Origin of the sequence: Peribacillus sp. Bi134, assembly GCF_918698065.1 — a bacterium.
In the GTDB taxonomy this organism is placed as follows: domain Bacteria; phylum Bacillota; class Bacilli; order Bacillales; family DSM-1321; genus Peribacillus.
Genome location: NZ_CAKKLN010000002.1, coordinates 147,626 through 167,473, shown reverse-complemented (window position 1 = coordinate 167,473; position 19,848 = coordinate 147,626). Strand labels below are relative to the sequence as shown.

Here is a 19,848-nt window from a genome sequence, read left to right as displayed (position 1 = left end):
GCTTAACATTCATTGTGGTTTTTTAAGCCACCCGGGGATTGTCCAATAAACATATACAATACTACCGGTCGCTATAAATCGCACTGTTTCTTCCAGTCCACTCTCTCGGATTGTCCAAATTCCACAGCATCAACTAAACCTTGAATTTAGGAGGGAATGCAATGTCACAAAATAATCCTTATGGTAATTATCCGTACGGAGGAAGCCCTTATTACCCCTATGAGAATAATGAGCCTGAACTAAGGCAGCAGAATCCTAACCAGCAACAAGGTTACCCGCAACAAGGTTACCAACAGCAAGGATACCAACAGCCATCATACCAGCCACAACAGCCCACTATGGCAGGCACGCCACAACAAGTGCCGATGACGATGGGTCAACCCCCTTCCGGACCACAGATACCTGGCATGCTTCCGGTCGAACAGTCGTACATCGAGAACATCTTGCGTTTGAATAAAGGGAAATTGGCCACTGTTTATACAACGTTTGAAAACAACAAGGAATGGAATGCCAAGATCTTCAAAGGAATCATCGAGGCTGCAGGACGCGATCATTTAATCATAAGCGATCCTCAAACGGGAAAACGATACTTAATCCCGATGGTATACTTAGATTATATAACGTTTGATGAAGAAATCGAATATGAATATCCATTTGGAGGCACTGGGCTTACCACCTATTCGCCAAGGTAAAAAAATCCTATATAGAAGAGCCTCAGAATCTATTTGATTCTGAGGCTCTTCTTATATTGGAATGACTTTTTCCCAAAAAGAGCTGACCCAGAAGGTCAGCTACCTTCATTACAAGTATTTATATGCAGCAATGATCATTAAGACCCAAGCAACCAAGAATGAAACCCCGCCAAGCGGTGTGATGGCCCCTAGGACTTTGATTTGCGTAACGCTTAGAACGAATAGGCTTCCGGAAAACAGGATAATTCCTATTAGCATAAGCCAGCCGGACCAGTTGATCAGCGGACTTGAAATCTTCCCCGCCAATATTCCGATTACCAATAAACCAACCGCATGGAACATTTGATATTGAACAGCGGTTTGCCAGGTTTCTAAATATTTATCAGGAATTTTCCCTTCCAGCCCGTGTGCACCGAATGCACCTAGTGCCACAGCAATAAACCCATTCAATGCACCTAAAATGATGAACAGTTTCAATTATTTCGCTCCCCTTCCCTAATTTAAAAATCGAACAAGGACTCCCCATTGGCCTCATCCATTTTAACCGGTTCTACATTCGGTGTAGCCGACATAACGGGCTGGGTCAATGTGATTGGCTTCGGCATGCTGATGTTCGCTGCTTTTTCATCCACCATTACTTCACAAAGGGACTTAATGGCGATTACATACCCCTGCACCTTATCCTCTGAATTTGCCTGTTTCGCTTTTAAAACAAGCTCTTCGATTTTATCTAACATTTGTCTTGATGAAATATCCAACTTTACCACCTCGTCTATATACAGGTCAAAACTATCATAACTAGCATAGCAAAAATCAGAGAAGAAAACACCTTGCATATTTCCTACCTTTTCATTGGCTTGGCTTGAAATTTCAAGCATGGCTGTCCTGAAGAATGAAAGACATCAAGAGAAGGCTGGTTTGATGTTTTGAATTGAAAAGCACGGCAGCCCTTTGGAAAACTGGGATCCCAAGTTATATAGAAATGACTGCACGCCATACAATTCACCCGTTTCGTTTTCCTGCCCATATCATCGGTTCGTGATTTTCCAATCAATTGGGGATTCCCCCATTTCCAACAGCAATTGATTTGTTTTGGAAAAAGGTTTTGTGCCAAAGAAACCACGGGAAGCCGACAGCGGACTTGGATGTACGGACTTAATGATTTTATGGCGGGTTTCATCAATCAAAGGGATTTTGGTTTGAGCAGGTTTTCCCCACAGGATGAATACAACCGGTTTCGGACGGTCATTCAATAGGCGAATAACTTGATTCGTAAAGATTTCCCATCCTTTTCCGCGGTGTGAGTGCGCCTCTCCCTCACGCACAGTCAAGACGGTATTCAATAGAAGCACTCCCCGTTTTGCCCATTCAACAAGGTAACCATTATCCGGAACCTCATAGCCTAGATCGGTGTTTAACTCTTTAAAGATATTTCTTAAAGAGGGTGGGATGCGAACTTCCGGCTTAACTGAAAAACTAAGGCCATGCGCTTGACCAGGGCCATGGTAAGGGTCCTGTCCAAGGATGACAACCTTTACGTCTTCATAAGGAGTATAATGAAGCGCATTGAAAATATCGTCCTGATCAGGATGAATGACTTGCTGGCTGTACTCTTGCTTTATAAATTCCCTTAGCTCCTGGTAATATTCTTTTTTGAATTCCTCTTTCAATAGAGGCCACCAATCATTTGTCAATAACTGCTTTTCCATCTGCCACAGCCCCTTTCCACTTTTTGAAACTATATTATATCAAACTTAATCGCCTTGCCTTTTCCATAGATTACGATTTATGTTTCTATATACCCCAAAAGTGGGAAAATAGAAAGTTAGCAAGCAATTTAACCATGTTGGAGGATTCCCTATGAAAAAATGGTACAAAAGAAAACGATTTTATCTGCTTGTCAGCATTTTGATCGTCATTGCAATCGTAATCGTCTATAACAGCTACAAGCCTCTCCCCGATGGTATTTCTTATGAAGGAAAAGTTCATCATGTCGAGGATATCGATTTCATCTATGACCTTTCCTATCACGATGAACAAGGGAATCTGCAACATGAGCAGCGAATTTTCCAAACCATAAATCAAGCGATAGAAGAGGCTGATTCTTATATCGTAATCGATATGTTTTTGTTTAATGCTTTTTATGATGAAAAGATAAACTTCCCGAAGTTAACCGAGACTCTGAAGGATAATCTGGTGAAACAGAAGAAAAGGAAACCTGATCTCCAGGTTATTTTCATTACAGATGAAGTGAATACTTCCTATAATGCCTACCAATTAGAGGCATTGGAAACGATGAAGAAAAATGGAATTGATGTCATTGTTACCAACTTAGACCGCCTCCGGGATCCGAATCCTCTCTATTCAGGTGTGTATCGGACCTTTTTCCAATGGTTCGGTGAAAGCGGAAAAGGCTGGATTGTGAATCCAATGGCCAAAAGCGCACCAAAGGTCACCTTGCGTTCTTATCTTAGACTGATGAATATCAAAGCTAATCACAGAAAAGTGGTCGCTACTGAAAAAACGGCCATCATCTCATCTGCCAATCCTCATGACGCAAGTGGATTCCATTCCAATATCGCGTTCCAGATGGACGGGAATATCATCGGCGATTTTGTTAAAGCCGAAGAAGCCGCTTCGAAATTCTCGGGAGGACCAAAGTCATTTCCTGAGTTCAAAGGGACATCGGCAGATAAAGGACCGATATCGGTACAACTGCTAACGGAAGGAAAAATCAATAAACATGTCCTTAAGGCAATTAAGGATGCAAAAAAGGGGGACAAGATCCATCTTGCCATGTTCTACATTGCCGATCGCGAGGTTGTCGAGGCATTAACGGATGCAGCTGAACGGGGTGTGAAGATTCAAATGATATTGGATCCGAATCAAAACGCTTTCGGAAGTGAGAAAATCGGGCTTCCCAACCTTCCGGTTGCCGCCGAATTCGAAAAACTGGGGGATGAAAACATCTCGATCCGCTGGTACAAAACAGATAAAGAACAGTTCCATACAAAATTGATGATGATCAAAAAGGCTAATGAAACGGTTATCCTTGGAGGATCGGCTAATTATACCTCCCGCAATCTAGATGACTATAATCTTGAAGCGAATGTTGAAATCCATGCTCCAAATGATGCCGGCGTTTCCAAGGATGTCGATAGCTACTTTCAAAGACTTTGGACAAATCAAAACGGAACTTACACGGTGGATTACAGTGAATACCAAAAGAAACTGCCTGTCTTCAAATACTTGACCTACCGCATTCAAAAGGTATTCCGCTTCACCACTTACTAAATATTCTTCGATAAAAATGTTTATCCGTGCCCAAACAAGGTTATATACTACTATAGCCAATCAGCAACTGTAATAAGCAAGATTCCATTTACCTATTTTCAAGAGAATCCTACTAAAATTCAAGGAGGAGTTTATATGTATCAAGTACATGTAGTAGAAAACGGTTTACAAGCAAAGGAAAAAATCGATGAATTAGTTACATCAGGTTATACGAAAGACGATGTATATTTGTTTGCCCATGATAAAACCCGTTCAAAACACCTTACCGAGAATACAAATACAGAAGGTGTAGGCATGAAGGAACAAGGTTTCCTTGATACCGTCGGAAATCTCTTTAAATCACGCGGAGATGAACTTCGTAATCGAATGAGCAACCTTGGCCTTAGTGATATGGAGGCAGAACGTTACGAGGAAGTTCTTGACGAAGGAAAAGTAGTCATCGTCGCTTCCAAACAAGACAATAAAGACGGGGTTACACACTAAAACCCTATATGAATTCATAAAAAACGAGGCTCCTTAACCGGGGGCCTCGTTTTTTATAATCATTATCCCAGGATGCTTTGGTACGTGGCCTTTGCATGGACCATGTCCTTCGTACCGTGTATCAACGCCCGTCCATCCTTGAAAATGACGATACGCTCCCCAGCTTTTTCACAAGAGAGAAGAAATGGATTGAATTTCACCAAATAGCCGCTGCCGTCCAGATCCTTGGCTAATTTCTCGAGTTGCAGTTTCAAAGGTTTTGGCGGTCTTACCTGTACAGTATCCCTCCCGCAAAGAACAGCCGTTTTCGTTGCATTCTCCATTGTTAAAAAGGGATATGTCCTCTGCTCCCCGCATGAGAGACAATCTTTCTTTTTCGCTTTTGTCAATTTAACGGTTTGGTATTGATTTCTCCACAGATCAAAAGAAACAAGTGCAGGCCGTACAGATTCCCAATCTTCTACAAGGATTTTCAAAGCTTCGGCAGTTTGGTGTGCCACTACCATCGTTACTGCTGGTGATATGATTCCTCCTGTGTCACAGGTCATACCTTGAATGGGGATCGCTTTCAGCAAACAGTGCAAACATGGTGTCTGTCCGGGAAGGATCGTCAAAGTCATCCCCACACTCCCCACACATGCCCCATAAATCCATGGTATATGAAGCTTTTGTGATAAATCATTAATTATCATCCGTGTCTCAAAATTATCGGTTGCATCCATGATCAAATCAACATCACCAAGCAGCTGCTCGAGGTTCTGGGCTGTTGCGTCCATGATGATGGCATTCACTTCAACTTCATGATTGATATCAAATAAATGACGCTTTGCCGCTTCTGCCTTTGGCAGTTTCTCCTCGACATCCCGTTCCGTATACATTTGTTGGCGCTGTAAATTACTGGTCTCGACATAATCCCTGTCGACAATGGTAAGCTTCCCTACTCCTGCACGAGTAAGGGCCTCGGCATTAGCAGATCCCAAAGCCCCTGCACCAAGAAGCAATACATGCTTCTTCATAATTTTCAATTGGCCCCCTTCACCAATGGGGGCGAATAAAGTCTGCCTTGAAAATCGCTCTTTCACCGTGAACCCTCCCTTCCAAATGCTTTAGCCTCCACTTACTGGCGGAATGAAAGCTACAGTATCTCCATCAGATAGAATTGTGTCATCATCGGCAAATTCTTCATTGACCGCTGTCATCACGGTTTCAAGACCTTCCAATTGAAAATCCACCTTCATTTTTCCTTTTAGCTGGGCTACACTCATTCCATTTCCTTCTATAGTAACAGTCTCTTTACCTAGCTCATCTTTCAATTGGGCAAATAAAAGTACATTAATCATCAATATCCCCCTCTTCAGGTTTCCCCGTTGGATATGGAACGGTTTCCAACTGGTTTCCGACCCATGTCTCCCCATCTTCCCAGTGTTCCTTTTTCCAAATCGGGACGATTTCTTTAATTCTTTCAATCGCATACCTGTTTGCCTCATATGCATCATTCCGATGTGGCGTACTAACGGCAATAACCACTGCGATATCCGTGATTTCAAGTTTACCTACACGATGGGTGATAGCCGCTTCTGCATCAGGCCAACGCTCCTTGATCTCTGATCCGATTTGCTCCAATTTCTTGACGGCCATCGGTTCATACGCTTCGTATATTAGGAAGAGAGTCTTTTTTCCTTTCGTCATTTCCCTCACCGTACCAATAAAGGTCGTGACGGCACCCGCATTTCGACTGACTACTTTATCAATCACTTCCTGGATGACAATCGGCTCTTTTGAAATATTATAATTCATGTCTACCATCCTTTATATATAATTCAGTTCGATCAATATAACCTGCCTCTTGATAATCTTCCATCGTATTCATATTGAAAAAAAGGTAGTGAAAATGTTCAGGATTCTCGCGATATAACTTAAATTCGGTTTCTTTCATGATTTTCACCGAAATCTTTTCCAAAAATAGTCTCATTTTCAATTCATGTTTTAATAAACAGTCCGTCAGTACAGGAAGACATCTTTTATGGTAAACAGCAAAAAGCGGCTGGAGCCTGCCATTTATTTCTGGAATGACTGCGTCGAATTCAGGTTCATAATTGGATATGATATCCTTTATGGCATCTGCACTCACAAACGGCATATCACAGGCTGCAAGGAACTGAAGCTCCGTTTCCGATGAGGTCAACCCTGCATGCAATCCGCCAAGAGGTCCTTGATCTTTATGTAAATCCGGAATTAGCGGCAGCTGCAGAAAACGATATTCTTCAACTGTATTCGTAATGACCATAATGTTTTCTGACACCTTTTTCAATTCGGATGCCACTCTTGAAATGTTCACAATGCCACCTATGGACAACAGGGCCTTATTCACGCCCATACGGCTTGATTTCCCACCAGCTAAAAGCAACATTGTCCATTCCATAGAAATCACCCTCCCTTTTTTGGGTTTAATACAGCATCGAACGGTAAAGCTATACTAAATGTATCCCACTATATTTAAATATTTTAAATCAACTTTGAAAATAATGACACCTTCACAAACTTTGCTTTGCATATCAAAAGATGGAAAGTAGGATCAAAAGCTAAAAAGCAGGCCACCCACCCATTTTATTTTCTGAATTCCATGTCCGAAAAAATGACTCATGCGTGGCCATTCCATTACCTTTCTTAAGGTACTCATATTAAGGTGAAAACTAAGTTTTACATAAAAGAAATTTTGGTATATTCTAAAAATAGGATATTAACTGGTATGCTGATAATATCGAAATCTAATTCTCCTGAGGAGGTCACATAATGACTATGAAAAGAGCTATGACAGTTGCCGGATCGGATTCGAGCGGCGGTGCGGGTCTTCAAGCAGATTTAAAGACATTCCAAGAATTCGGCGTTTACGGTATGTCCGCTTTAACGACAATCGTGACGATGGATCCAAAGAATGGCTGGTCCCATAATGTATTCCCTACACCGGTCGAGGTTTTAGAAGCCCAAATCGAAACGATTCTATCAATCGGCATCGATGCCATGAAAACGGGAATGCTTGGATCAGTGGAAATCATTGAACTTGTTGCCCGTAAAATAGACGAGTTGAAGCTGGACAAGGTCGTAATCGATCCAGTTATGGTATGTAAAGGTGAAGATGAAGTATTGCACCCTGAAACGGCTGTAGCTCTGCGCGAACTGCTTGTTCCACGTGCAACTGTAGTCACGCCAAACCTGTTCGAGGCCGCTCAGTTAGCGGGAACTGCGCCTATCAAGACGATTGACGATATGAGGGCTGCAGCCAAAAAGATTCATGAACTTGGTGCAAAATATGTCTTGATCAAAGGCGGTAATAAGCTGGATCATGATAAAGCCATTGACCTTTTATATGACGGAACTGAATTTGAAATCCTTGAATCAGAAAAAATCGAAACGACCAATACACATGGTGCCGGCTGTTCATCTTCAGCAGCCATTGCAGCTCAATTGGCTGAAGGTAAAAGCCCGCGTGAGGCTATCCTCATTGCTAAAGACTTCATCACCGAGGCCGTTCGCCATTCTTGGAAGATGAATGACTATGTTGGACCTGTCAATCATGGTGCATACCATAAATATGGAATCGCTGAAAAAACACAAAAATAAAACATCAAGTTTAATGGCCGCTCAAATTCATCGAGCGGCCTTTTTCGCTTTTTTCGTTTTTATTTAGTAAAATAGAAAGAAGGAAAAGCTTATCTAGCCGCCCAGTTAAGGAGGAAATTATAGTATGAAACCTATAGACCGTACAGAGGTGCAAAATGCCATTGATTCTTTCGCAGGACAAGATGTATATCTTCACCTTGAAACGACAAATGGTGCCTATGCCACTCATGTAGATGAAGCTTTCTTTTCGGCAGGCGCTTATATTCGTAATGCTCTTATACAGTATGAACATGGGAAGATAGTTGGGGATGGACCCTACCGCATCGGCTTGAAGCTCAATATTGGCTGGGTATATGCAGAAGGCGTTAACCACTTCGAAATGGATGAACAAGGAAGATTGCTATTGGCAGGCCTTGATTTTTCCGGAAAGCTTGCTGTCTCCATGCAGCTCAGTCCCACTCCTTTTGAATGATGGCAACTTGCTTGAAATATATCATATAATTCCGATGAAAACTCCCATTTACCGATAACCATACTCACTGTAAGTAGAACGGAAGGAGAAATATACCTTGGAAAAAGAACGCCATGTATTAGTTATATTCCCACATCCCGATGATGAAGCCTTCTCGGTCTCCGGAACGCTTGCCCTTCATAGAGAAGCGGGCACTCCTGTCACCTATTTATGCTTAACTTTAGGAGAAATGGGACGTAATTTAGGAAACCCTCCATTTGCAACAAGGGAATCGCTCCCTAAAATTCGTAAAAAGGAATTAATCGATGCAGCAAATGCGATTGGCATCCAAGATTTACGCATGCTTGGATTGCGTGATAAGACAATTGAATTCGAAGATGATGAAAAGCTGACTTCATTATTTACCGATGCCATCAATGAATTGAATCCTTCATTGATCATTACGTTTTACCCAGGATACAGTGTCCATCCTGACCATGAAGCGACAGCACGGGCTGTGGTGCGGGCCGTTGAAAGAATGGAAGCGAAAGAGAGGCCTAAACTTCATTGTGTCGCCTTCTCGAATAACTGCATTGACGAATTAGGGCAACCTGACATCATTCATGATATCTCTGCCGTCGAAGAAAAAAAGGTAGCCACATTCACTGCCCACCGTTCGCAAACTCAGGCAATGGTGATCGATTGGAAAGAAAAATTCGAAAATCAGGATGCCGATTTTCTAGACTGGATCCGCAAAGAAAGATTATGGACCTATAAGTTTTAAAGAAACCGCCAATGGCGGTTTTCTTTGTTTATGGCATAAAAAAAACGCCTGTGGGATACAGGCGGAGAAAAGGGGGATACTTTTGGAAAATCAATCATAATATAAGCATCCCCAAAATTCTTCATTTTATACAATCATATTCAAAAAATTAAGCAGACAAGCGTTCCTCATGCTGCATTTTCACTCTTGCCGAGGCTTTTTTTCCATGCGCCAAGTAATAAATGCCAATAAGTATGAATGCAAAGATGGACATTCCTATGAATAACCCTTTGAACCCTGTATATGGAATAAGGAATCCCAATAGGAACGGGCCCACACCAATACCGAAGTCATACATTGTAAAAAATGTGGATGTGGCTAATCCCATCCGATTTGAGGGGGCTTCCTTGATGGAAATCGCTTGACTGCTAGATTGGAACGTACCATAACCCACTCCGATAAAGGCGCCGGCAATCAGAAGCGTGATACCATGATGGGATTGGCTCAGGATGACCATACCGATGGCAAATAGCAAGAGCGATGGGTAAATAACTGCATTTTCCCCCTTCACATCAAACATCCGGCCTGTAAACGGACGGGACGCCAAAAGGAATACAGCAAATACGACAAAGAAAAAGCTCGCCGCATCCATTAAATCCATTTCCTTTGCAAAAGACGTTAAATAGGACAAGATGCTCGAATAGGTAAATCCGGCAAATCCGATAAAAACGGCAATGGGAAGTGCCCTTTTTTCAAAGTAATCACTGATTTTAAATCCTTTTTGTGGTGAAGCTCCGACCTTTTCCCCTTCAGGCACATTCATGAATAACGATGCAACTAAAGAAAACGCGGCAAATAAAGAGGCTGCATAGAAAATGATGGAATAACTGAAATGCTGTGTTATCAGCAATCCAATAAACGGACCGAAAGCCATTGCCAAGTTTGTACTCATGGCAAAGTAACCTGTGCCTTCCCCGCGTCTTTCATTCGGAATGATATCTGCAGCAATCGTTCCAGTTGCCGTAGTGGCAAGGCCAAAAGCAAAACCGTGAATAAGCCGATCGATCAATAAGAGGGATAAACCATTCACCAGGAAATAGCCAATGGATGCAATCAGGAATAGCACCAACGAGCCAAGCAACATCTTTCTGCGGCCGATCTTGTCAATTTTTTTCCCTGCAATCGGTCTGACAAGCACAGCACCGAGAACAAAGATACTTGAAGCAAGCCCTGCTTGTGCTTGCGAAGCATGAAAATTATCCATCGTATAAATGGTCAATGTCACCATCAAGACATAAAAAGTTAAAAATAGAAAAAAGTTCGCAGACGAAACAATCAGAAAGTCTTTCGTCCACAATTTCGGTTTTTGATTCATTTCAATCCTTCTTCCTTACTATTGTTTTAATTTTTCCTTCAGGAAAATCAACGTTCGTAACGTTGCCTCCCGGTCTTCTTCAGCCAAACCGCTAATTAATTGAAGTTCAAATTCCTCAACTACCTTTTTGGCCTCTTGATAAGTCCTTAAACCTGACTCCGTTAACTGTATTCTCCGTTCCCGTTTATCTTTTCCTGGAACTTGTTCAATCAACTCAAGTTCTTCCAATCGGTTTACCGTCCTGGTTACCGTCGGTTTCTCCACATCTAAATAAGTGCTTATTTCAACAAGCGTAGAACAGCCGAACTGACTCAGATAATATACAATCGACCATTGGGAATGATAAAGATCAACCTTGGCCAATTGTTCATTTAACTTTTTCGTAAATGACCTTGAAAATTGTAAGTTATGATGAAAAAAACCATTTTGAAAGGACAAAGGTATTCCTCCTGTAAAGTAGTTACCTAGGTAACTATACACCTATTCAGTAAAAATGTCTAGCCTTCGGATGAACGAAAATAATCGTAGACACACTGTTTCCTAAGCTTCTCCATCACTTCCTACACAACAAGAAAAAACCTCTTTTCAGGAGGTTGGGGCTATTATTTGAGAGTTTGGAGGAAATACTCGTGAATTTGGGGCTTTTACTCGTGAATTCCACGCAAATACTCGTGAGTTTGGGGCTTTTACTCATGAGTTTCGGGCTTTTACTCGTGATTTTATAGGACATAAACCAAAAAGGAAACCCCGCTATTAGCGAGGTTTTCTTTTATATGCTTCTTTTCTCCTGATTGATTACATCAAGGCATATTTAACTGAGATAGCGGCAAACGATAAAGCTTATCATCCTTTTCATCAGGATTTCCTCGGCCGTCCGTATTGTTGCTTATGAAATAAAGAAATTTTTCATCAACGAATACATCGCGTATCCTTCCTGAGCCCGTAATGATATTAGTCAGTTTTCCGCTTTTTACATCATAACTTTTAAGCGCTTCGCCCCTTAAGGCTGCAAAATAGAGCTTTCCGTCAAAATAGGCCATGCCAGAAGGAGCCCATGTATTTTCACCGGAATGAATCAATGGTTTTACCATATCAGCTTTTTGCTCATCGCCCTGTATCTCAGGCCAGCCATAGTTCTTACCCGGATCAATTTTATTTAATTCATCGTGAGCCGAATCTCCATGCTCACTTTCATACAACTGTCCTGCTTCATCCCAAGCAAGGCCTTGTGGATTGCGGTGACCGTATGAATAGACGTATGAATTCGCGAAAGGATTATCGTTCGGAATGGTGCCATCCAGGTTCATGCGCAGAATTTTCCCGCCTAAAGAATCTGTGTCCTGTGCGATCTCAGCCCTTCTTGCATCACCTGTCGTTGCATATAGCTTATCATCCGGACCAATCTTGATCCTGCCGCCATGGTGGAAGTCCCCGCTTGGTATTCCGTCGATTAAGGTCTCCATCTCCTGCCACTCATCCTCATTTTTTTCTAAAATGACGATTCGATTGATGGGATTCCCGCCTTCTTCATACGTATAATAAGCGAAAGCTTTACCTCTCTTAGAGAAATCGGGAGCTAATAAAAATCCAAGCAACCCAGCTTCCGCTTTTGACGACAATGTCTTTTTTAGGTTGACCTTTTGCCGTGTCATCTTACCCTTGTTCCATTCAACGATAGTTCCTGTCCGCTCCGAAACATACATTGTGTCCCCATTCTTCTGAATCGACCATGGGGCATGCAAGTTCGTTACCAGCACATCCGGATCTTCGCCTAAAGTGCCCGTCACTTCCTTGTCAGGATTCGGCTCGGTTTCAGTGTCATCATCATTCATGTTACAACCAGTTAAAATCAATGAAGCCATAAGGAAAAATAAGAGCAATTTTTTCAAAAGTCTTTCTCCCTTCGATTCATGAGTTTAATAGGCTGACTGTTTAAGTACCTTTAAAATGGCCTCCGCTACACCGGATTCATCATTCTTGCCTGTTACTTCATCACACAGTTTTTTTATTTCGAGCGGGGCATTTCCCATTGCGACAGACAAACCTACCCGTTCAAACATGGATACATCATTATAATTATCCCCAATAGCCATCGTTTCCTGCATCGATCCGGATTTTCCATTCACATATGTTTCAAGTGCCGTACCTTTTTGAGCTGTTTCACTCATGATTTCCACATTTTCACGTCCCGATGAAGTGACTGTAACTCCCTGTCCTTCCAATTTCGAAGCAATTTCATTTAATAAATTTAAATCCTTTGAGAAGCTGAGAATTTTATAATATTCCTCATTCGAACGGCTGAATAACTCGGAATAATCGGAAATGGAAGTTACCTGTCCAAGCTGTAAACGCTCCTCCGCATATTTCCGCATATTCTCAGGGTCAATGTCCGGATTGGCTGTAACGAATACATCAACCAAAACAGATATTGCGTTTTCATAGTCTTTAGAATAAATTCCCTGACTCGTATATATTTCGAAATAAATCCCTTGTTCTTCGAGGAATCCAGCGACCATTTTAGCAGTGGCAGCTGACATTGGATTGGAAGCGGCAATATTTCCATCCTCCTTGAAGAGCGCAGCACCATTTACACAAATGACAGGGCATACGATGCCTGCTTCATCTAAAGCGAACCTTGCTTCCACATAAGATCTTCCAGTAGCAATGATCACTTCCACTCCCTCACTTTGCGCCCTCTGGATAGCGTGTTTATTTTCCTCACTGACCTTTTGCATTTTGTTTAACAATGTTCCGTCCATATCAATCGCAATCGTCTTTATCAATTCAACCGGCTCCTTTTTTTCAATATAATCCCTATTTTAACCGAAAGGACGTGGATAAACACGTTTAACAAACCCGTATCTATTCTTGTGTGACTTCCGTCGTTAAAAAATCGTCTTATGTATATAAATAAACTGCACCTAATTAAAATAGGTGCAGTTTGTTTTCTTAATGCAGAATCGTTTGGCTATCGACATCTTGTGCCCGTTCAATGATCTGTTCTTGGATGTCTCTTTGAATGTCATCGATGGCTGTAAAGTCCATTGCTTTTACATAAATCTTTTCAAGTTCGTCATGCAGCTCTTTCGCCTTAGCCAGATTTGCTGTCGCTTCATTCATTTTTGTCCGGTACCTGGTGGAAACATCCTTTATCTGATCGGCATAAATTTCATCTGTTCCAGGCAGGATAGCTGTTTTATATATATCTATGATTTCATCACCTTCACAACTCGGGAAATATTCATGCGGTGATGTGCTGTCAAAAATGGCGATCCCTACCTCCCGGACGATTACCATGTCCAAGCTATGAGGATCGAATCCGCAATGATATACTTCCACATCAAAGCCCCTTTGCTCCGCAGCCTTTGCAATCTTCTTCAGCATCGTTGATTTACCGGAACCTGGACGTCCCTTTAAAAAGTACCGTTTTTGTATTCCCTCAGTAATATTGGGGATGAAATCAACTGCACCCTTTGGTGTAGCTGCCCCTAAGAATCGGTGACGAACATCCGACTTCTTATTAAGGGTTATATCTCTATAAAAGCCTTCTATCAATTTATTGGTCAACCCATTCAATTTAGCGAAATCAATATTTGCTTTATAAATGTCTTCCCATTCATCATGTATCTTCAATGCTTCAGCAAATAGGGCATATGCCTTCTCGAAACTCTTGCTTCTCGCATTCGTCAATCTTATGATGGCCGCTCTTTCAGAAGCCAGCTGCTGAAAATTCCACGCAGCCCCTAGATTGACATATTCCTCAATGGCCCCAGGTGCCTTCGGCTCAATCACATGCGGCGCGGTCCCATCCACGAGTCCGATTTTCAAAGCAGGAATGATCACTCCATCAATGGAATCATTATCGGACGAACAATGTAAATACTCGATGTCATAGTCTTTATCCAGCCATTCTTGGCCGATTTTTTTCATAATGGTCGATTTACCGGAACCAGGTCCGCCTTTTAAAATGAACAATCTTTCCAGACCTGCCAAATTGGAATCATATAAACTATAAAAACCTTTAGCCGTATTGCCTCCTGCGAAATAATGCATCTCTTTTCCTGTCACTTTCACACTCTCCCTCACAATACAGATGTGATCTTCAAGACAGCGTATGCAGAAATGAACTAATAGGTGAATGCCTACAGGTTAACAGTCTATTTTATTAGGGCAGCAGATTCCGCTTGTGTGACCTCCAGGAATTCTGACGGTTTTAACACGATCTGTGTACCGATCTTTCCTCCGCTTACGATGATTTCAGGCAGGTTTGCTGCACTTTCGTCAATAAAGGTCGGGTATTGCTTTTTCATTCCGATCGGGGAACAGCCTCCCCGAATGTACCCTGTGTATTTTTGCAGATCTTTAACCGCAAGCATTTCAATTTTTTTTGCACCTGCGGCCTTCGCTGCTTTTTTCAAGTCCAGTTCGGTGGCTACAGGAATGACAAATACGTAAAGCTGCTGCGGTCCGTTATGGGTAACAAGCGTTTTAAAAACGGTTTCTGGCGCTTTTCCAATTTTGTCCGCAACAGTGATCCCATCGATTTTTCCGTCGCGGGCATCATAACTCATCATGCCATACTCTATACGTTTGTTATCAAGAATTCGCATTGCATTCGTTTTACTGGCTCCCATTGGAAATTCCCCTTATCGTTTTCTTCCATCTTACCATTTTAATTACCAGGCAAAAAGAAAAGCACAGTGCCTGATGCATCTGTGCTTTCACTAAAGATCATTCTAAATGACGTCTTTGGAAATCAGCGATTCTCTTGTAGTCGCCTTCCAATTGCCTGCTCACGGATAAATAAATAGACATTAATTCTTCATATACTTTAACGTTCTCTTCGATCGGGATAAGTTCATTTGTTTCACCAACCATACCTTCAACCTCATCAAGGCTTTGGATTTCGCCTAAAGCATATAATCCAAGAACGGCTGCACCTAAGCTTGAACTCTCGAAGCTTTCAGGAATTGTCACGTTTTGATTGAATATGTCAGCCATGATTTGGCGCCAGAGCTTTGAGCGGACAAATCCGCCGCTTGCATGGATCTTCTCGGGGGCACCCGTCAATTCCTTAACAGCAAGAAGGACACTGTACAAGTTATACATCACACCCTCCAGCACTGCCCGGACCATATGGTCACGAGTGTGATGAAGCGCCAGTCCGAAGAAGGAGCCCCTTGCATCGGCACTCCATAATGGTGCCCGTTCCCCTGCCATATACGGATGGAATATCAACCCATCAGAACCAGGTGCAATATTGGAAGCCATATCCGTCAGAATCTCATAGGAGTCCTGTCCTGAAGCCTTCGCTTTTTCGATTTCCACACGGCCCAATTGATCGCGTGCCCATCGGAAGGTGATTCCCCCATTGTTGACCGGTCCGCCGATTACCCAATGATTCTCAGTAAGGGCATAGCAGAATGTCCTGCCTTTCGGATCGGTAAGCGGTCGGTCACTGACGGTCCTTACCGCACCGCTCGTTCCGATTGTCACTGCCAGAACGCCTGGCTTGATTGCGTTTTGCCCTAAGTTGGCAAGCACACCATCACTCGCGCCAATCACAAACGGGGTACCAGCCTGAATATTCATTTTTGCAGCTAATTCCTCACTTATGCCTGAGAGGATATGCGTTGTAGGGACAAGCATCGGCAGCTTTTCAGCCCCAATTCCAGCAATGGTGAGTGCCTCTTCATCCCACTTCAGGTCATTCATGTTGAACATGCCCGTTGCAGAAGCGAGTGAATAATCCATCACATACTCATTGAAGAATTTATAGATGATGTATTCTTTAATTCCTATAAATTTGTCCGTTTCGTTAAAAATCCCGGGATGCTCATTTTTTAACCACATTATTTTCGTGATTGGGGACATCGGGTGAATGGGTGTTCCGGTCCTGTGATACAATTGCATCCCCTGTTCCGAAGCCTTCAGTTTCTTCGCATAGGCAACACTTCGATTATCAGCCCATGTAATGCTATTTGTCAGCGGTCTGCCGTCTTTACCCATGGCGATCAAGCTATGCATCGCCGAACTGAACGATATCAAGCCCAGTTCTTGCTTTTCTATCCCGCTTGCAATCATAACCTCGCCTATAGCAATGATGACCGCTTTATAAATTTCTTCGGGATCTTGTTCCGCCACGGAAGGGGTTGGACTGTGTAGAGGATATCCCCTCGAACAAGATTGGACAACCTCCCCCCCTTTTGAAAAAAGAACAACCTTCGTACTCGTCGTACCAATATCTATCCCCATCATATAACCTGAATGCCCCATATTTACAACATGCTCCTTTCTCTTAAACAATTGAATTCAATAGTAAGATTAGGATAAGTGAAACGACTGATATAATCGTTTCCATAACCGTACAAGACTTTAACCTTTGTGCGCCTGTCAAATTAAATCTTTAGCGACATGGATCATAAGCTGCAACGCCTTCATCCACCCCGCTCGTGATCAATACAATTTTAAATGCACTGCACGCCCCGATAACCAAGAGGATGGACGCAGTTGGGACGAGGCAGGCGGTCATGAATTGGATTAGTTCTTCTTTATTAAACCCTCTAGCGCATCCTAATGCCACAGAAATCATGGGGGCGATGATTGCCTTTCCAATGAAGGCATTCCAATCAATTCATATGAATCTTCTGCAAACAAAGCACCAAAAGCCTCGATCAACATTAAAAAGACCGGCATTGCCATCATCTTTCCAAGCATGTTACCTAAACCGAAAATGAGTGCCAACTAACGAAGAGGATTACCTATCCCTATCTGAACAGCATCTGCAACATCCGGAATATCCATACCTGCGATAATCCCTAAAATGATGGAAGCGAGAAGTAACGCAATAAATGGGGACCATTTCGCCTTGGCTATGATAACGATCAAGAGCAAACCATTGTTATGGCTAACAATCAATAAAAGTAGATCTTAATGAAAAAAGCATCGAACCCGTTCATTGAGAACTAAACTCGATGCCTGATTCAGTCATGAGAACATCATTCTCCATTGAAAAGAGGACCGGATATGTGCTTGATTTCTTTCTCCAGATGTTCAGGATAGGCAATGAGGAAGCAGGTGGATGGTCCTGATGATTTTTCGATATCGACTTTATCACTTATATGCACAGAAACACCTTCACCACTTTGATCCAGGTGCTTCCATTCATATGCTATCCCTTTTGAGCCGACCGGAAGTGCCTGAACGTCTTCCATTTCACATAGGCTTTTATATAAAGATAATGGCGCGACCCAATCTTGCTGTTCCATTACTTCTTCTCCAACGAGCGGCCTGCCGATCAAAGCGATTTTCCGTGAAGGATGCTGCTTTTTAACACGTTCGTTCACTCGCTTACCAATCACCATAAGACCAAGTGCTGATTGAAGAAGCGGCATATTACTTTCTGTGCTGCCAGTAATCGGAAGGTCCTCCATTCCCAATTCACCCAGCCCCTTTTTGACACCCCTGGTCAAGTCCCCCCAGGCTTCATCACCGCAGAAATTATTTAGAACGACGGATACGGGTCTTCCGCCAACTCCCAAACACTCCATGACGGCAACCCGAAAGGAATAATAGCCAACGACCTCATAAGGGACATGGACAAGGTCCTTTTCCTTCAGCCCGATACCGCCGCTATTATCACTAGAAACAATCAATGAATCTGATTCTGAAAATGGCAAAATCAACGAATCACTCATTCTACGAATCCATCTTTAAAAAGCATCTTTTTCAAAACAGGCTCCAAGCGTGGCAGTAAAAGGGCAGCCAATACTACATTTACCGCAGTCGCTGCCGTTAATCCCGGAACCAATAACGTGTAAAAACCAGGGCTGATCAGAAATGCGAAAGGCAGGGCTAAAACGAAGGCATTACCGATAAAGAAGAGGAAAAATGCGCCTACTTTTTTTCCGTGTATATATAAAATGCCAAACATCCATACCAGGACTGCCATTTCGACCATGATCAAAAAGTGGAATGGCCCAAGCGGCATGCCGCCGATGAACGCTGAAATGATATGACCAAGCCCAGCTACTATAGCACCCGATACCGGGCCAAGTATGACAGCAGCCAAAAGGGCCGGAAAACTATCCAAAGCGATGCTCCCTATCGGTGAAGGGATTTTAATCATTGCCCCTACTGCCGATAAGGCAATGAATATAGCGGTTGCACTAATTTTTCTTACGTCCATGTTTACTCTTTTTCCTTTCTTTTCCCTCCACGGAACACATTTGCGCTGCGGATATATTCCACATCTTTCACACCAACACGGAAATTGATCACACGTGCAACAGCAAAGAAGTAATCCGACAAACGATTTAAATATTGAAGTGATAATGGTGAAACAGCCGCACCCGACTTGATCAATGAAACGACCAATCGTTCTGCCCTTCTTGTAACGGTTCGGGCAATATGAATGGTTGCAGCCGCTTTTGAGCCACCAGGCAGGATAAACTTTTCCAATTCCGGCGCTTCAAGTATGAAGGCATCTATCCGTTCTTCCAAATAGGTAATGGCCTCATCCGTCAGCTTTTGTGGGGCCTTCTCGGAAACGGTTGCCAAATCACCGCCGCAGTCAAACAACTCATGCTGGATTTTCTCTAGGTCGGCCAGTATATCCTTAAATATCGCTGGATCCAATTCTGTCACCGCTAGACCGATATAGCTATTAACTTCATCAACCGTACCATAAGACTCGACACGGATGTCATCCTTGTCAAGCCGACCTCCGATTACGCTTGTTTGGCCCTTATCCCCTGTACGTGTATAAATTTTCATCCCAATTACCTCCTCTACTTTATTCGCTGGTCAATTCCATACCAGATGATATCAACGCGCCTTGATATGGATGCTACATCTTGAAAGACCCATCCGCAGGCATCGCGCCATCTGCGATCTCTTGCTTCCATCGGCACTATGCCTTTGGTGATATCTGAACCGATCACAATGCAGTTACGGTCATCTCTTTCTTTCTCCCATATTCGCCAATCAGCCATGATTTCCTTCCACTTTTTTCGAATCGAATTAGAATCCATCTTTTCTGCATCTTGTTGAATCCATGCATCCAACCCTTGCAATACAACAGTCTTGCCTTGAAAATCAATCATTTCCGGCTCTTCTTTTCGATAACCGGATAGCCAAAGGACATCATTTTCCAAACCATACAATTGCT

Annotated in this window: 27 protein-coding genes; 6 read left to right on the top strand and 21 right to left on the bottom strand. The window is 42.7% G+C overall.

The window, feature by feature from the left end; all coding sequences use genetic code 11:
* Positions 1 to 161 precede the first annotated feature (161 nt).
* Entirely contained in the window at positions 162 to 692 is a 531-nt protein-coding gene (gene gerQ, locus LQ188_RS03780; protein WP_230176097.1) for a spore coat protein GerQ, read from the top strand.
* Positions 693 to 800: 108 nt separating this feature from the next.
* Here gerQ and LQ188_RS03775 read toward each other — a convergent pair whose 3' ends face one another.
* From LQ188_RS03775 to LQ188_RS03760, 3 genes are all read right to left on the bottom strand, one after another.
* On the bottom strand, positions 801 to 1,169 hold the full coding sequence (locus tag LQ188_RS03775) for a DUF423 domain-containing protein (RefSeq protein ID WP_098370223.1): 369 nt from the start codon (positions 1,167 to 1,169) through the stop codon (positions 801 to 803).
* A gap of 23 nt (positions 1,170 to 1,192) precedes the next feature.
* Positions 1,193 to 1,450: a YwdI family protein gene (locus tag LQ188_RS03770; protein ID WP_076368544.1), complete on the bottom strand. Its 258-nt coding sequence runs from the start codon at positions 1,448 to 1,450 to the stop codon at positions 1,193 to 1,195.
* Between the two features lie 270 nt (positions 1,451 to 1,720).
* Positions 1,721 to 2,401, bottom strand: a complete 681-nt coding sequence (locus LQ188_RS03760; RefSeq protein ID WP_230176096.1) for a uracil-DNA glycosylase — start codon at positions 2,399 to 2,401, stop codon at positions 1,721 to 1,723.
* A gap of 151 nt (positions 2,402 to 2,552) precedes the next feature.
* Between LQ188_RS03760 and LQ188_RS03755 the strand changes: the two genes are divergently transcribed.
* On the top strand, positions 2,553 to 3,986 hold the full coding sequence (locus LQ188_RS03755) for a phospholipase D family protein (RefSeq protein ID WP_230176095.1): 1,434 nt from the start codon (positions 2,553 to 2,555) through the stop codon (positions 3,984 to 3,986).
* Between the two features lie 135 nt (positions 3,987 to 4,121).
* Complete coding sequence (locus tag LQ188_RS03750) at positions 4,122 to 4,469, top strand: general stress protein (RefSeq protein ID WP_053536921.1); 348 nt, start codon at positions 4,122 to 4,124, stop codon at positions 4,467 to 4,469.
* A gap of 62 nt (positions 4,470 to 4,531) precedes the next feature.
* Here LQ188_RS03750 and LQ188_RS03745 read toward each other — a convergent pair whose 3' ends face one another.
* From LQ188_RS03745 to LQ188_RS03730, 4 genes are read right to left on the bottom strand one after another with little or no spacing between them, the layout of a single operon-like run.
* Positions 4,532 to 5,551 (bottom strand): MoeB/ThiF family adenylyltransferase, encoded by a 1,020-nt coding sequence (locus LQ188_RS03745; protein ID WP_230176094.1) that lies wholly within the window; start codon positions 5,549 to 5,551, stop codon positions 4,532 to 4,534.
* 24 nt (positions 5,552 to 5,575) lie between these two features.
* Positions 5,576 to 5,809: a molybdopterin converting factor subunit 1 gene (gene moaD, locus LQ188_RS03740; RefSeq protein ID WP_101223877.1), complete on the bottom strand. Its 234-nt coding sequence runs from the start codon at positions 5,807 to 5,809 to the stop codon at positions 5,576 to 5,578.
* A complete protein-coding gene (locus LQ188_RS03735) occupies positions 5,802 to 6,266 on the bottom strand; it encodes a molybdenum cofactor biosynthesis protein MoaE (RefSeq protein ID WP_230176093.1) in 465 nt (154 codons plus the stop codon). Before LQ188_RS03735 ends, moaD begins: the two co-directional genes overlap by 8 nt.
* On the bottom strand, positions 6,256 to 6,891 hold the full coding sequence (locus LQ188_RS03730) for a molybdenum cofactor guanylyltransferase (RefSeq protein WP_101223879.1): 636 nt from the start codon (positions 6,889 to 6,891) through the stop codon (positions 6,256 to 6,258). The genes LQ188_RS03735 and LQ188_RS03730 overlap by 11 nt, the downstream gene beginning before the upstream one ends.
* Positions 6,892 to 7,262: 371 nt before the next feature.
* Here LQ188_RS03730 and pdxK point away from each other — a divergent pair, with 371 nt between their 5' ends.
* The 3 genes from pdxK to bshB2 all read left to right on the top strand — a co-directional run bounded on the left by pdxK (position 7,263) and on the right by bshB2 (position 9,325).
* Positions 7,263 to 8,090, top strand: coding sequence for a pyridoxine/pyridoxal/pyridoxamine kinase (gene pdxK, locus LQ188_RS03725; protein WP_230176092.1), 828 nt, complete (start codon positions 7,263 to 7,265; stop codon positions 8,088 to 8,090).
* A gap of 124 nt (positions 8,091 to 8,214) precedes the next feature.
* Positions 8,215 to 8,562 carry a YojF family protein gene (locus LQ188_RS03720; protein WP_096339115.1) on the top strand — a complete coding sequence of 116 codons (348 nt, stop codon included), beginning with the start codon at positions 8,215 to 8,217 and terminating at the stop codon, positions 8,560 to 8,562.
* A 97-nt stretch (positions 8,563 to 8,659) separates the two neighbouring features.
* Positions 8,660 to 9,325: a bacillithiol biosynthesis deacetylase BshB2 gene (gene bshB2, locus LQ188_RS03715; RefSeq protein WP_101223880.1), complete on the top strand. Its 666-nt coding sequence runs from the start codon at positions 8,660 to 8,662 to the stop codon at positions 9,323 to 9,325.
* A 148-nt stretch (positions 9,326 to 9,473) separates the two neighbouring features.
* Here bshB2 and LQ188_RS03710 read toward each other — a convergent pair whose 3' ends face one another.
* The 14 genes from LQ188_RS03710 to LQ188_RS03655 all read right to left on the bottom strand — a co-directional run bounded on the left by LQ188_RS03710 (position 9,474) and on the right by LQ188_RS03655 (position 19,843).
* On the bottom strand, positions 9,474 to 10,679 hold the full coding sequence (locus LQ188_RS03710; protein ID WP_101223881.1) for an MFS transporter: 1,206 nt from the start codon (positions 10,677 to 10,679) through the stop codon (positions 9,474 to 9,476).
* An 18-nt stretch (positions 10,680 to 10,697) separates the two neighbouring features.
* Positions 10,698 to 11,117: a MarR family transcriptional regulator gene (locus LQ188_RS03705; protein WP_230176091.1), complete on the bottom strand. Its 420-nt coding sequence runs from the start codon at positions 11,115 to 11,117 to the stop codon at positions 10,698 to 10,700.
* A 362-nt stretch (positions 11,118 to 11,479) separates the two neighbouring features.
* Entirely contained in the window at positions 11,480 to 12,568 is a 1,089-nt protein-coding gene (locus tag LQ188_RS03700; protein WP_230176090.1) for a PQQ-dependent sugar dehydrogenase, read from the bottom strand.
* A gap of 27 nt (positions 12,569 to 12,595) precedes the next feature.
* A complete protein-coding gene (locus LQ188_RS03695; RefSeq protein ID WP_230176089.1) occupies positions 12,596 to 13,462 on the bottom strand; it encodes a Cof-type HAD-IIB family hydrolase in 867 nt (288 codons plus the stop codon).
* A 166-nt stretch (positions 13,463 to 13,628) separates the two neighbouring features.
* Positions 13,629 to 14,747, bottom strand: a complete 1,119-nt coding sequence (locus tag LQ188_RS03690; protein WP_230176088.1) for a PRK06851 family protein — start codon at positions 14,745 to 14,747, stop codon at positions 13,629 to 13,631.
* A gap of 89 nt (positions 14,748 to 14,836) precedes the next feature.
* On the bottom strand, positions 14,837 to 15,313 hold the full coding sequence (gene ybaK / locus LQ188_RS03685) for a Cys-tRNA(Pro) deacylase (RefSeq protein WP_101223884.1): 477 nt from the start codon (positions 15,311 to 15,313) through the stop codon (positions 14,837 to 14,839).
* 97 nt (positions 15,314 to 15,410) lie between these two features.
* The gene (gntK, locus tag LQ188_RS03680; protein WP_230176087.1) at positions 15,411 to 16,955 is read right to left on the bottom strand and encodes a gluconokinase; all 1,545 of its coding nucleotides are present in this window, start codon (positions 16,953 to 16,955) and stop codon (positions 15,411 to 15,413) included.
* A gap of 130 nt (positions 16,956 to 17,085) precedes the next feature.
* Positions 17,086 to 17,271 (bottom strand): hypothetical protein, encoded by a 186-nt coding sequence (locus LQ188_RS26930; protein WP_101223886.1) that lies wholly within the window; start codon positions 17,269 to 17,271, stop codon positions 17,086 to 17,088.
* On the bottom strand, positions 17,268 to 17,396 hold the full coding sequence (locus LQ188_RS26795; protein ID WP_290370091.1) for a hypothetical protein: 129 nt from the start codon (positions 17,394 to 17,396) through the stop codon (positions 17,268 to 17,270). Before LQ188_RS26795 ends, LQ188_RS26930 begins: the two co-directional genes overlap by 4 nt.
* Before the next feature lie 27 nt (positions 17,397 to 17,423).
* A complete protein-coding gene (locus LQ188_RS03675; RefSeq protein ID WP_101223887.1) occupies positions 17,424 to 17,597 on the bottom strand; it encodes a hypothetical protein in 174 nt (57 codons plus the stop codon).
* A gap of 80 nt (positions 17,598 to 17,677) precedes the next feature.
* Positions 17,678 to 18,376, bottom strand: a complete 699-nt coding sequence (locus LQ188_RS03670) for an ATP-binding protein (protein WP_101223888.1) — start codon at positions 18,374 to 18,376, stop codon at positions 17,678 to 17,680.
* Positions 18,373 to 18,867, bottom strand: coding sequence for an ECF transporter S component (locus LQ188_RS03665; RefSeq protein WP_101223889.1), 495 nt, complete (start codon positions 18,865 to 18,867; stop codon positions 18,373 to 18,375). The genes LQ188_RS03670 and LQ188_RS03665 overlap by 4 nt, the downstream gene beginning before the upstream one ends.
* A gap of 2 nt (positions 18,868 to 18,869) precedes the next feature.
* Positions 18,870 to 19,454: a cob(I)yrinic acid a,c-diamide adenosyltransferase gene (locus tag LQ188_RS03660; protein ID WP_101223890.1), complete on the bottom strand. Its 585-nt coding sequence runs from the start codon at positions 19,452 to 19,454 to the stop codon at positions 18,870 to 18,872.
* 14 nt (positions 19,455 to 19,468) lie between these two features.
* Complete coding sequence (locus tag LQ188_RS03655) at positions 19,469 to 19,843, bottom strand: bifunctional adenosylcobinamide kinase/adenosylcobinamide-phosphate guanylyltransferase (RefSeq protein WP_230176086.1); 375 nt, start codon at positions 19,841 to 19,843, stop codon at positions 19,469 to 19,471.
* Positions 19,844 to 19,848 lie beyond the last annotated feature (5 nt).

What these genes read in the sequence shown, in the direction of transcription:
- gerQ (WP_230176097.1), top strand. Translation starts at nt 162, where the DNA reads ATGTCACAAAATAATCCTTATGGTAATTATCCGTACGGAGGAAGCCCT.
- LQ188_RS03760 (WP_230176096.1), bottom strand. Translation starts at nt 2,401, where the DNA reads ATGGAAAAGCAGTTATTGACAAATGATTGGTGGCCTCTATTGAAAGAG.
- LQ188_RS03755 (WP_230176095.1), top strand. Translation starts at nt 2,553, where the DNA reads ATGAAAAAATGGTACAAAAGAAAACGATTTTATCTGCTTGTCAGCATT.
- LQ188_RS03750 (WP_053536921.1), top strand. Translation starts at nt 4,122, where the DNA reads ATGTATCAAGTACATGTAGTAGAAAACGGTTTACAAGCAAAGGAAAAA.
- moaD (WP_101223877.1), bottom strand. Translation starts at nt 5,809, where the DNA reads ATGATTAATGTACTTTTATTTGCCCAATTGAAAGATGAGCTAGGTAAA.
- LQ188_RS03735 (WP_230176093.1), bottom strand. Translation starts at nt 6,266, where the DNA reads ATGAATTATAATATTTCAAAAGAGCCGATTGTCATCCAGGAAGTGATT.
- LQ188_RS03730 (WP_101223879.1), bottom strand. Translation starts at nt 6,891, where the DNA reads ATGGAATGGACAATGTTGCTTTTAGCTGGTGGGAAATCAAGCCGTATG.
- pdxK (WP_230176092.1), top strand. Translation starts at nt 7,263, where the DNA reads ATGACTATGAAAAGAGCTATGACAGTTGCCGGATCGGATTCGAGCGGC.
- LQ188_RS03720 (WP_096339115.1), top strand. Translation starts at nt 8,215, where the DNA reads ATGAAACCTATAGACCGTACAGAGGTGCAAAATGCCATTGATTCTTTC.
- LQ188_RS03710 (WP_101223881.1), bottom strand. Translation starts at nt 10,679, where the DNA reads ATGAATCAAAAACCGAAATTGTGGACGAAAGACTTTCTGATTGTTTCG.
- ybaK (WP_101223884.1), bottom strand. Translation starts at nt 15,313, where the DNA reads ATGGGAGCCAGTAAAACGAATGCAATGCGAATTCTTGATAACAAACGT.
- gntK (WP_230176087.1), bottom strand. Translation starts at nt 16,955, where the DNA reads ATGGGGCATTCAGGTTATATGATGGGGATAGATATTGGTACGACGAGT.
- LQ188_RS26930 (WP_101223886.1), bottom strand. Translation starts at nt 17,271, where the DNA reads ATGATTTCTGTGGCATTAGGATGCGCTAGAGGGTTTAATAAAGAAGAA.
- LQ188_RS26795 (WP_290370091.1), bottom strand. Translation starts at nt 17,396, where the DNA reads ATGCTTGGAAAGATGATGGCAATGCCGGTCTTTTTAATGTTGATCGAG.
- LQ188_RS03670 (WP_101223888.1), bottom strand. Translation starts at nt 18,376, where the DNA reads ATGAGTGATTCGTTGATTTTGCCATTTTCAGAATCAGATTCATTGATT.
- LQ188_RS03665 (WP_101223889.1), bottom strand. Translation starts at nt 18,867, where the DNA reads ATGGACGTAAGAAAAATTAGTGCAACCGCTATATTCATTGCCTTATCG.
- LQ188_RS03660 (WP_101223890.1), bottom strand. Translation starts at nt 19,454, where the DNA reads ATGAAAATTTATACACGTACAGGGGATAAGGGCCAAACAAGCGTAATC.